Source organism: Gracilimonas sp. B-17 (assembly GCF_056857935.1).
In genome coordinates, this window is the sequence record NZ_JBSXOA010000009.1 from 72,858 (window position 1) to 84,262 (window position 11,405).

General features: G+C 42.1%; 10 protein-coding genes. 6 read left to right on the forward strand and 4 right to left on the reverse strand.

The features are described from left to right. Positions 1-12 precede the first annotated feature (12 nt). Together ptsP and AC13FX_RS02060 are read right to left on the reverse strand one after the other, a co-directional pair. The gene (gene ptsP / locus AC13FX_RS02055) at positions 13-1,740 is read right to left on the reverse strand and encodes a phosphoenolpyruvate--protein phosphotransferase (protein WP_482878758.1); all 1,728 of its coding nucleotides are present in this window, start codon (positions 1,738-1,740) and stop codon (positions 13-15) included. Further along, entirely contained in the window at positions 1,737-2,009 is a 273-nt protein-coding gene (locus tag AC13FX_RS02060) for an HPr family phosphocarrier protein (RefSeq protein ID WP_482878759.1), read from the reverse strand. The genes ptsP and AC13FX_RS02060 overlap by 4 nt, the downstream gene beginning before the upstream one ends. Before the next feature lie 181 nt (positions 2,010-2,190). Between AC13FX_RS02060 and gatC the strand changes: the two genes are divergently transcribed. Next, a complete protein-coding gene (gene gatC / locus AC13FX_RS02065) occupies positions 2,191-2,478 on the forward strand; it encodes an Asp-tRNA(Asn)/Glu-tRNA(Gln) amidotransferase subunit GatC (RefSeq protein ID WP_482878760.1) in 288 nt (95 codons plus the stop codon). Positions 2,479-2,499: 21 nt separating this feature from the next. Next, complete coding sequence (locus tag AC13FX_RS02070; protein ID WP_482878761.1) at positions 2,500-4,956, forward strand: YfhO family protein; 2,457 nt, start codon at positions 2,500-2,502, stop codon at positions 4,954-4,956. Positions 4,957-4,963: 7 nt separating this feature from the next. On the opposite strand, the gene AC13FX_RS02075 is transcribed toward AC13FX_RS02070, so the two are convergent. Beyond that, positions 4,964-5,794: a glycosyltransferase gene (locus AC13FX_RS02075; protein WP_482878762.1), complete on the reverse strand. Its 831-nt coding sequence runs from the start codon at positions 5,792-5,794 to the stop codon at positions 4,964-4,966. A gap of 81 nt (positions 5,795-5,875) precedes the next feature. On the opposite strand from AC13FX_RS02075, the gene AC13FX_RS02080 reads away from it, so the two are divergent. Both AC13FX_RS02080 and AC13FX_RS02085 read left to right on the forward strand, forming a co-directional pair. Further along, positions 5,876-6,808, forward strand: coding sequence for a glycosyltransferase family 2 protein (locus AC13FX_RS02080; protein WP_482878763.1), 933 nt, complete (start codon positions 5,876-5,878; stop codon positions 6,806-6,808). A 9-nt stretch (positions 6,809-6,817) separates the two neighbouring features. Then, entirely contained in the window at positions 6,818-7,699 is an 882-nt protein-coding gene (locus tag AC13FX_RS02085) for an ATP-grasp fold amidoligase family protein (RefSeq protein WP_482878764.1), read from the forward strand. Positions 7,700-7,711: 12 nt separating this feature from the next. On the opposite strand, the gene AC13FX_RS02090 is transcribed toward AC13FX_RS02085, so the two are convergent. Then, a complete protein-coding gene (locus AC13FX_RS02090) occupies positions 7,712-8,383 on the reverse strand; it encodes an O-methyltransferase (protein ID WP_482878765.1) in 672 nt (223 codons plus the stop codon). A 169-nt stretch (positions 8,384-8,552) separates the two neighbouring features. Between AC13FX_RS02090 and AC13FX_RS02095 the strand changes: the two genes are divergently transcribed. After that, entirely contained in the window at positions 8,553-10,025 is a 1,473-nt protein-coding gene (locus AC13FX_RS02095; protein WP_482878766.1) for a lipopolysaccharide biosynthesis protein, read from the forward strand. Between the two features lie 65 nt (positions 10,026-10,090). Then, positions 10,091-11,347 (forward strand): histidine--tRNA ligase, encoded by a 1,257-nt coding sequence (gene hisS / locus AC13FX_RS02100; RefSeq protein WP_482878767.1) that lies wholly within the window; start codon positions 10,091-10,093, stop codon positions 11,345-11,347. Positions 11,348-11,405: the final 58 nt, after the last annotated feature.

Consider the following 11,405-nt stretch of genomic DNA (forward strand, 5'->3'; position numbering starts at 1 on the left):
GAAAAGCAATTTTTAAGCTGTTCGACCTTTCCATTCTCTGAAGAGCTGTTCAAGTTCTTCGGAGGATGACAGGTCAACTGCTTTTTCAGCAAGCTCTTCAAAATCTTTCTTGTTCCTGTTGCTTATCAGATCATAAATGGCAGGCAATGAATTGGGAACCATACTCAACTCGTTGATCCCAAATCCTATCAGGCATGCGGCACCGATCTCATCTCCCGCAAGCTCTCCGCAAACACTTACATCCACCTCCGCTTTTTCTGCTCCCTTTATCGTCATTTTTATCAGTTTTAAAACAGCCGGATGATAATGTTGAAACAGGTTATGGATCTTTTCATTCCCCCGGTCAACAGCCAGAGTGTACTGCGTCAGATCATTGGACCCAATGCTTAAAAAATCCACTTTTTTTGCAAAATGAAAGGCAGATAATGCCACACTAGGAACTTCAACCATGATACCGATAGGCAGGTCTTCATCGATAGAGGCGCCGGAAGACAGCAATGCCCCCTGCATCTTTTCGATCTCCTCACGGATCAGGTCGACCTCATTCACTACAGAGATCATGGGTATCAGGAGTTTGACCCTGCCAGGATATTTACCGGCAATGGTCAAAATGGCTTTTAACTGAGAGCGAAGCAATTTCTTTTCATCCAGCAATAAACGGATTCCTCTCCATCCTAAAAATGGATTGGCTTCCTTATAAGGCCGGCGGGCATTTTTATCGCCTCCGATATCAAATAATCGAATAGTGACAGGTCCCTCTACATTCTCCAGCATGGATGTATAAAATGCTTCCTGATCTTCCACATCCTTACGCAGCTTTTTACCAAACAAAAGGCTTTCCGTTCTTAGTAATCCTATCCCCTGTGCATTCATCTCAGAAACACGCGGAAGTTCAGCCTCAAATTCAACGTTAGCCATCAATTTAAAAGGATGTCCATCCTTTGTTTCAAAACCGACAGTACGATCCGCTTTAACTGAAACCTGCGCCCCTTTCAGTTTTTCAGCATACTCCTTCAAGACATTATCAGAGGGGTTTAGGATCAGTCCTCCTTTATCAGCATCCAGAATCACCGTATCATTTGAAGATACTATCTTGGTCGCTTTATCTGCATTGATCAAACAAGGGATTCCGAGTGATTTGGCTATGATGACAGCATGAGAGGTGATCCCTCCCTTTTCAAGCACCAATCCAGCGGCTCCCTCTTCATAATAACTCACCAATTCGGTTGGGCTTATCTTACTGGCAATCAAAATGGCACCATCCGGAATCGAGACATCTGTCTTGTGATCACAGACTTTTGATACATACCGGTCCCTGATATCTTCGAGATCTATGATGCGCTGCCTGAATAATTCTGAACCACTTTCCTTAAGCTGCTCAATAAATGAGCTGAAAGTCTCATATACAGCAAAATCTACGCTCAGAAACTTTTTTTCAATGATCTCAAAAACCGATTTCTCTATCTCAGGATCCTTAATGATCTGCTGCTGAGCCTCGATGATCTCAGCCGTACTTTTATCCTGAATACCAACTGCCATTTTTTGAAGCTCTTGAATTAGCAGATCTCTGGCTGCACAGAATTTTTCCTTGTTAGAATCAATCTGATCTTCAGAGATTGCTTTAGGGCTTATCTCTTTTGAACCGGTTTTAATGACCACAGCAGGACCAATCGATAAACCCTTGGCAGCACTACGTGCCATAATAATATTTTCATTATTCTCATCGAAGGAAAAGCTCATTCCTCATCCATCCCGAATTTATTCTCAATAGCTTCTATAATGGCTTTGAGAGCTTCCTCTTCATCAGGCCCCTCCAGTTCGAGCTCTAATTCCGCTCCACTCTCTGCCGCAAGTGTCATTACCCCTAATATGCTTTTTCCGTTTACCCTGTACCCATAACTATGGATATAGAAATCCGATTTAAATTTACTGGCCAGTTTTACTAACTGCGCAGAAGGACGTGCATGAAGTCCTGCTGAATTTTTTATGGTTACTTTTTCTTTGATCATAGCAAAAATTTAGTCTCTTAAAATGAAAATAATATTATCAATATGCCAAGTTTTTGAACCTTAATTATTTGGGCATAATTCTATCCACCTATTCATATTCAGGTATTTTTCAAATAAGATTAATCTTTCACCTAATGTTTCTTAAATTCAGTCCATTAAAATAAATCCTTATTTAAATAATATGTCAGTTACCGAAAAAGAAGTTCAATACATCGCCAATCTAGCACGTCTTCAGCTGAATGAGGAAGAAGTGAAGTCGTTTGCTGACGATATGAATAAGATATTAGGCTACATGGAGCTGTTGAATGAGGTAGACACTGAGCATGTAGAACCATTGGAACATGTTATTGACCTGGAAAGCCGCCTTCGTAAGGATGAAGCCAAAAAGCCACTATCTCACGACGATGCACTCAAAAATGCCCCGGATGCTGACAGCGATTACTTCCGTGTCCCTAAAGTGATCGAATAACCTCCGTTCCAAAATTAATATATGACTGATCAAAAGAACCTCACCAACCAGGATTTCTTCACCAGCCTTTCTGAGACCAAGCAGCACTTCATTGCGCTGTTCATTCTGTTCATCATCCCCTTTTTTTTATTCACGGCCACTACAATTGGGGGCAAAGAATTCCAGCGGCATGATACAACACAATGGCGAGCAGCTACTGAATCAGTTTTTGAATATCGGGATACCTACGAAAAAGAACCCCTTTGGGTTAATAATATGTTCGGAGGAATGCCGTCCTATGTAGTTTCCCTGGCTAAACAGACACCACACCTTGATGAGCTTCGTAAGTTTTTTGATGGGATCTTTCCGGCTTTTCAATTTTGGGTTCTTTTCAGTGGAATGTACTTTTTGCTTGTGTTGATGAAATTCCGGCCTCTTACAGCCACTTTCGGCAGTTTGATGTTCGGACTTACCACATACATTCCCATCATTATAGCCGCCGGCCACAACACCAAATTCATTACCCTTACTTTTATACCGTGGGTGATCGCGGGGTATTGGCTTTTGACACGCAATAAAGAAAGCCGCCTTCCCGGCCTGCTTCTATTTACGGTAGCATTGGTGCTGAATCTCAGAGCGAACCATCCTCAGATCACCTATTATTTCATTTATCTGCTTGGGTTTCTCTGGATCTTTGACACCTGGTCTTCATATAAAAAAGAAGAGATCGTTGAATGGAGCAAAACTACCGGTTTGCTGGCATTGGCCGGCATTGTTGCACTGATGGGACACGCAGAAACCTTTCTACCATTACAAGAATACTCCAATTACAGTCTGCGTGGCGGTTCGGCTTTAGATAACTCTTCCGGTCTTACTGAAGGTTATGCCTTTGCATGGTCGCAGGGGATCAGGGAAACATGGACACTGTTAGTGCCAAATTATTTTGGAGGAGCCTCCCCCGATTATTGGGGTCCCAAGTCTTTCACTTCCGGGCCACATTATATTGGTGCCCTGGCACTGCCCTTTATTCTCTTGGCATTGATCCGTGAGCGATCCAGGATCATGTATGTCTTCTTTGCCGCCGGAACACTGGGTGTGATGTTCGCCTGGGGAGGAAATTTCAGATCTCTGAACGAATTCGCTTTCGATTACATCCCACTGTTCGATAAATTCCGAGCTCCTGAGACCTGGCTTACTTTAACAGCTTTTTGTTACACTGTTGTGGCTGTTTATGGCCTTGATTGGCTCATAAATTTTATCAGATCAAAAAATGCACAACTGAAACAACTGTACGTCCCTATAGGCGCGGGTGCAGCTGTGATCGTTCTGTTGTTTGTACAGCTGAATTCAACCGATTTCAAACGTCCGGGTGAAGTAGCCAACATTGCCAATCAGATCGCACAACAAAACCAGGTTAGCCCCAATAATCCGCAGGTTCAGCAGCGGGCTGAACAGTATGTGAATGCACAGATGGTTCCTCAGCGTGAGGAGAAGGCTAAAAGCGATCTTTTAAGACTATCTATTATCTTTGTTTTGGGAACCGGACTGATCTATCTCGCTTTCTCCAGTAAAATTCCTGTAACAGTCGCCCTCTTTGGGATTATTTTGATCACAGCTTATGACCTGATCAGCGTGGATAAACGCTACATCCCTGACGATGTGATCGTTGATAGTAACAGGAACACGGAGCGACTGCTCGAATCTCAAAGGACAGATCTCACTGATTACATAGTTGAGAATAATTCAAAGAATACAAACTATTCGTACCGAACTTTCCCATTGCTTGATAATCCATACAGCAATGCGATCCCATCTTATTTCTATCCCCAAATAGGAGGTTATACGGGGGCAAAACTCAGCGTCATTCAGGATGTGATGTATAACGGTGGGCCGCTGGATGTTCAAAGCAACAGTTTCAATCCTCAACTGCTGGATCTCTTTAATGTAAAATACCTGACCTATAGCAGCGGATTACCTCTTCCAGGTTTTGAACCTGTATTTGAAGGAGAACGGGGCGTGGTTTACGAAAATCAAAATGTACTGCCAAAAGCCTTTTTTGTGGATTCGGTTATTACCGTTGAATCGCCCCGACAGGCATTCAACTATATTCAACCTCAGCAGATCGACCTTGCTGAAACCGCTGTTGTTGAAACCAGGGATCAGATAACCACCTCAACCGATTCGACTACCAGGGTTGAAGTTACAAACTACACCGGGCCGGAGATCACCCTTGAAGTTTCACGCAATGAGCCGGGGTTTCTTGTTCTGAGTGAAGTATACTACCCTGCAGGGTGGTCTGCTACTTTGAACGGTGAGGAAATATCGATCTATAAAACAAATTACTTTCTAAGAGGATTACAGATACCGGCCGGAGAGCATCAGATCGAGTTGAAGTTTGAGCCTAGTTCATATTCAGTTGGTACAACTTTAGCCTGGATCTCATTAGGTTTTCAGTTTTTGCTGGCCGGATTTGTAGCGTTCAGGTTCTTCAAAAAATAATCCTGACCTAGCCAAGCTTCCTCAAAAGAAAGACCTTTAATTCTTTCCAGATGAATTTAACCGGTACCCACTTGATCAGGTCTGACAAGCTATTAGCTTTACCGGTTGCCTTTTGGATCGTATAGAGCTGATACCGTTTCTGGTCTCGGCTCATCAAGTGTTTATGCTTTTCATAAAATTGCAGATAGCCTTTAAGTTGATTTTTGGGTGAAGTGATCTGCTCCCCTTCATGTTCCAAATGAATTTTTTGCAATGGTTCCTGAACATTCCGGATCGGTCCATACCTCTCACATAACCGTACCCAAAGGTCATAATCCTGAGCTGAACTTAGCGATTCATCAAATCCACCCACCTCTATCAACCGTTCTCTTTTGATCAGACCCTGATTACCCACCTGATTGGAATATAACAGTCTTTCAAGGGTGATGAGCGTGTCTTTTTTCCAAACCAATTCCCTGTTTGGATATATGTGCAACACATCTGAGGTGACAAAAGCATCTTCATCCCTGTAAGAATTCACCAGTTTATGAATTCTCTCCGGCATCCATTCATCATCATCATCCAACCCGGCTATGAACTCCCCACCGGCCAGTTCGATCCCTTTGTTGCGTGCCGCGCATGCTCCTTTTGGCACATCATTTCTGTGAAAAATCACATTGTATATTGTTTTCTCATATTCAGAGACTATCTCTTTCACAGACTCCAATGACCCATCATCTACCACCACAAGCTCAAGATCCTGGTAAGTTTGTGCCTTTACAGAATCGAGGGCTCGCCTTAAAAGGTCTTTGCGGTTATGAGTAGTGACCACAGCCGAAACCAGAGGATAATCAGGCATGATCCTTCTCACTCACATTAGAGTTAGCATGTTTCTTCATAAAAAATGTATTTTCAAAGCCATAAATCGTCAGACCACAGTATGGATCCATCCCCAAATATAACTTTTATTATCTGTACTTATAACCGTGCAGAATATCTTGATGATACGCTTCATTCAATGAGGCATCAATCTGTTCAGAATGTAGTGGCAGAGCTTCTGGTCGTCAACAACAATTCGACTGATCACACAGATGAGATCGCAGCTAAACATCGCGAGAACGCTGAGTCCACTGCTTTTAAGGTCAGCTATTTTGTGGAAACCGAGCAAGGTCTTTCATTCGCACGGAATCGGGGAATCAAAGAAGCGGCATCAGAGAATATTGTTTTTGTGGATGATGACATCCGGGCCGACCAACATTTTATAGAAAACTGGATGAAATTTTTTGAGAACTATCCGAACTACAATGCTGCCGGGGGTAAGATCCTTGTTCAGTTTGATGACCATAAACCAAAATGGGTCTCTCATTATCTGCTTTCCTTATTTGGACATCATAACCTTGGGAAAAAAGTCAGGGAATATCCCGGAAATAAATATCCGTTTGGCGGAAATATGGGATTCAGGAAAAAGCTCTTTGATGAAGCCGGTTTGTTTGACACTGATCTCGGCCGAAAAGGAGATCAGCTTACCGCCAATGAGGAGAAAGACCTATTCAATAGAGTAAAGTCTCTGGGAGAACCCATTCTCTATCTTCCAAAAGCTCTGTTACACCACCGCATAGGACCTGAACGAGCGACACAAGATTATATCCGAAAACAAGCTGAAGGGATGGGTAAGAGTGTGGCAAGGCAAACCAAGGGATCCTTTAAGCTCAAGCTCACACATGTGTTTAAAGAGATCTTTAAAACAGCTGTGAGTTTGGGTCTGTTTTTGATCTATCTGATCGGTTTTACACCGGCCAAAGGTATCATGTTACTTAAGTTCAGGTACTGGATACTAAAGGGTTATACGTCCGAAACTAATAAATCAGAGTAGATCTTTATAATGCAAAAGATGATCCACTTTATTGTATCTAAACTGTTTTGGGGTATTCTGATACACTTCCTAAATGATAAGTGGTACGCCAAGATCCGATACTGGCTGGTCATGAATAAATGGGGAGATTTTGTGAACCCCCGACTTTTTACTGAAAAAATTCAGTACATCAAACTTTACGAACGTACATCCATCCGTAAAATGGCTGCAGACCGATTGAAAGTTCGTGATTACGTTTCAGAAAAGGTTGGAGCTACATATTTGATCCCGTTGCATGGCACATTCAAAATCCTGACCAGAGAAACATGGGACTCCTTCCCTGAGCAGTTAGTATTAAAAGCCAATCATGGTTGTGGTATGGTCAAAATCATTCGGCCGAAATCCGGGTTTTCCTTTCAAGAGATATTCAAGCTAACCGAAAGCTGGAAAAATATCGATTACTACAAAGTGGGCCACGAATGGGTATATAAGGGACTTTCCCGTGAAATAATTGCCGAAGAGCTTCTCACTAATTCTCAGGGACGGGTTCCCAAAGATTGGAAATTCTTTTGTTTTCATGGTGAGGTAAAGATCATTCAGGAGGACATTGATCGATATGGAAATCAACCTCAAAGAAGAAACCTGTATGATCGGGACTTCAACAAAATCGACGCCGAATTGTTATACCCAGCTAACCATCAGCACAGCAAGAAACCGACTCTATTGGATGAAGCTATAGGGGTTGCAGAGGCTTTGTCTCAGGAATTCAATTTTATACGTGTTGATCTATACATGACCGATGATCAGGTTTATTTTGGTGAACTCACGAATTATCCGGGTAATGGTTTTATCCCCTTTCAGCCAAGATCCTGGGAATATGAAATTGGGACGATGTTAGATCTCAATAAGTAATTTATAACTGGATCAAATACCCAACACATTGTTATTCCTATAAAACACCGTTGTTTTTTCAACTATCATACCGCCCGCCTTCAGCCCGGTAAAACTGATCTCTTTGAATCCCTTTCTCTGAAAATATTCAAAGACATCGTCAAATTTTTCTTTCCAGCTATCATCCAGTATTACAACTCCTGTATCACCCAGATAGGGAATAACATGTTTTATACACTCTTCCCTGTCCCGCCCATCTACAATGACAATATCATATATTTCTTCACCGTGTTCTTTGATCGCCACATTGTACTTTTCAGGAGCAGGGTAATAAAATACCTCACAATTATCCTTGTCATTTAAAGCCTCCTTCATCTTAATAAACCATTCATTGTCATATTCAATGGAAGTCACAGATTGAACTCTTTCAGCGAGATAAAGGGTGGAGTACCCTGAACCATATTCAAATACTCTCATCGAGCTATTCAACCGGGGTTCAATAAAATCAATGAACGAATAATTCATCCAGGGAATAGGTTTGCCTTTTTTATTTACCGGTTCCTTTCTTTTTATTGAATTGATATAACCTGTTTCCACCAGATAAGCACCATTTCGCATAGATAACTTCTGAAGGTGTCTTAAAACATACAGTCTTTCATATATGCTTTTGGGTAGTAATTTATCGGCTAGTTCATCTAAGGTCATGGGTATGATATTTTCCTTTCAAATATATCGGCAATAAAGTAACACATTTAATATTGGATTAGACCGAAAAACATATGCATTTTTATCGATCGAAAGTTTGGGTTAGTTAACACCTTACTGTAACTGCCCCGATCACCTTTTAAATTTTCAACGAACAATTTCAGATCACTTGGGTGTCATAAAACAACAAAGTATTGTTAATACCTTTATCACCTACATTGGTATTGTACTGGGTTTTATTTCCACTATTTATCTGTACCCCAATTTTCTTGAACCTGATCAATACGGGTTGACCCGCCTGCTGCTTTCAGTTTCATTTGTGTTTACTCAATTCGCCCATTTGGGGATGAACAATACAGCTATCCGGTTCTTCCCATATTTTGAAGATGACAACAATGACCATAATGGGTTCCTGTTCTTAGTATTAGTGGTTCCCATTACAGGTTTTATTTTATTTTTAGGGGTCATATTCCTCTTCGATGACCTACTGATATCTTACTACGATACGTCAACCTACTTCGGGGATTACTACTTATTGCTCATTCCCATTGTATTTGGCCTACTCTACTTTGAAGTGATCAACAGTTATGTAAGGGCTCGTTTACATTCTGTACCCGGATCGATCATAAGTGAGGTCATCCTTAGGGTGATTACTATTTTACTTCTTGTGCTTTTCTGGTATGAGTGGATCAATTTTGAACAGTTCATGGTAGCCTTTGCCTGTTCATACATCATTCAGCCACTCCTTCTCCTACTTTTCCTTTTTTTTAAAGGAGAATTGTTCCTAAAACCGAACTTTGCCTATCTAAAAACAACTCTTGTAAAAAGAATGGCCAACTATGGATTATTTGCAGTTTTAGGAGGAATGACCACTCTTATCGTGAATAATATCGATATCATCATGTTGGGTTCACTGGCCGGCCTGACGGAGACCGGAGTTTACGCTATCGCATTTTATATTGGCAGTGTGATCATAGTTCCTCAGAGATCTCTAGGCAAGATAGCACCTTCTGTAGTAGCCAAGCATCTGAAAGACAACAATTATGATGAGATCGAACGCATCTACAAAAGTTCATCCATAAACCAAATGGTGCCCGGGTTACTGATCTTCATAGGCGTGGTAGCTAATCTTCACAATCTGAATGATATTCTGCCTGATGCCTATGCTTCAGCCTCATCGGTCATCATCATCATTGGAATATCAAAATTGATAGATATGATGGCAGGTGTGAACGGGGCCATCATCCTAAATTCTAAATACTACCGATTCGATCTGATTTCCATGATCATACTGATCATATTTTCAATTAGTCTTAATTACTGGCTCATCCCGATCCTTGACATAACAGGAGCAGCCATCGCCACAGCTACTTCTTTATTCCTTTACAACCTTATCAAGGGCATCTACGTTTGGATCAAGTTTAAAATGCAGCCCTTTTCATCCAAGATCCTGGTTTTGATAGGCTTCAGTTCTATAGTCCTTTTTGGCAGCCTTCAAACAGGATACTTTGATAACACCTATCTTGATATTCTCATCAGGTCTGTAGCTATTACCCTTATCTATAGCTTTGGAGTTTTAAGCTTAAATATTTCAGAAGAGGTCAACTCTATCTGGAAAGATCTCAGATCAAAATTCCTCTGAGACATTCTCCCCCACTCCCCTTATCTTTGGGGCTGTAGATAATTGACTTCAAACAAATTTATATAATGGCAAAACCCAAGTACACCTCACACGTTGGAATGGTAGATATACTTCCTGATGAATCCCCAAAATGGAGGGCATTGGAAAATATCATCCATGAGGAAGCCGCCAGGTTCAACTTCGAGGAAATTCGCACACCCATCATGGAGCAAACGGAGCTGATCGTTCGGGGTATTGGTCAACTGACCGATATTGTATCCAAGGAGATCTTCGCCTTTGAGAAAGGGGACAGCCATTATGTATTACGGCCTGAGCTAACAGCTCCGGTTGTGCGTTCCTACGTTGAACATCACCTGGATCAGCGGGGTGGTTCACAAAAACTTTACTACATCGGACCTATGTTCCGAGCTGAAAAGCCACAGAAAGGACGCCAGCGTCAGTTCCATCAATTTGGAGTGGAAGTGATCGGGAGTGATGACCCGGTTGCAGATGTGGAAACCATTGCTTTTATGATGAGGATCTACGAACGGATCGGGATCAAAAATTTTGAACTGAAATTGAACTCAGTCGGTGACCCGGAAAGCCGTGAAGCTTATAAAGATGCCCTCCGTGAATATCTGAAGCCGAACCTTTCCAAATTGAGTGAGGTATCCCAAAACCGGTTCGAAAAGAACCCAATGCGCATCCTCGACTCGAAAGAACCGGAAGATCAGGAATTCATAAAAAATGCCCCGGTCATACAGGATTATCTGAACGAGGAAACGGCCGCCCATTTTGATAAGGTAACCAAGTATCTCGATGATCTTGGGATCAGCTACACCATCGATCCTTACCTGGTGCGAGGGATGGATTACTATACACGTACAGCTTTTGAGCTAACCTCACCTGATCTCGGCTCACAGGATGCCCTTGCCGGTGGAGGCCGCTATGATCTGCTAGTTGAAGAGATCGGTGGACAACCTTCACCTGCTGTTGGTTTTGCAGCCGGTATGGAGAGACTACTGATCGCCTGCGAAGAGCTGAATATTGAACTTGCAGAGGAAAAATCAGTGGACGTCTATTTTGTTACTCTTGGAGATGCTGCCAGATCTTTTGCCATTAGTCACTTACCCAAACTGCGAGAAGCCGGCATTTCAGCCACAATGGATTACATGAGTCGCTCCATGAAAGCACAGATGAAGGATGCCAATCGTGAAAATGCCCGATATACCATTATCATTGGTGATAATGAGTTGGCTGAAGGTAAATTCACGCTCCGCAATATGAAAGAAAGCGAGGAAGATTCACTTTCCTTTGATGAGATCCTTACAAAACTGAGTTGAGCTGATCGACTATCCCTACGCTCCGGCGCAGAGCGTCAGGAGCAAGATAGGTCTTAGT

Excerpts from the sequence above, each read along its gene's own strand:
- AC13FX_RS02080 (WP_482878763.1), top strand. The coding sequence starts at position 5,876 with ATGGATCCATCCCCAAATATAACTTTTATTATCTGTACTTATAACCGT.
- AC13FX_RS02075 (WP_482878762.1), bottom strand. The coding sequence starts at position 5,794 with ATGCCTGATTATCCTCTGGTTTCGGCTGTGGTCACTACTCATAACCGC.
- AC13FX_RS02090 (WP_482878765.1), bottom strand. The coding sequence starts at position 8,383 with ATGACCTTAGATGAACTAGCCGATAAATTACTACCCAAAAGCATATAT.
- ptsP (WP_482878758.1), bottom strand. The coding sequence starts at position 1,740 with ATGAGCTTTTCCTTCGATGAGAATAATGAAAATATTATTATGGCACGT.
- AC13FX_RS02085 (WP_482878764.1), top strand. The coding sequence starts at position 6,818 with ATGCAAAAGATGATCCACTTTATTGTATCTAAACTGTTTTGGGGTATT.
- AC13FX_RS02070 (WP_482878761.1), top strand. The coding sequence starts at position 2,500 with ATGACTGATCAAAAGAACCTCACCAACCAGGATTTCTTCACCAGCCTT.
- hisS (WP_482878767.1), top strand. The coding sequence starts at position 10,091 with ATGGCAAAACCCAAGTACACCTCACACGTTGGAATGGTAGATATACTT.
- AC13FX_RS02060 (WP_482878759.1), bottom strand. The coding sequence starts at position 2,009 with ATGATCAAAGAAAAAGTAACCATAAAAAATTCAGCAGGACTTCATGCA.
- gatC (WP_482878760.1), top strand. The coding sequence starts at position 2,191 with ATGTCAGTTACCGAAAAAGAAGTTCAATACATCGCCAATCTAGCACGT.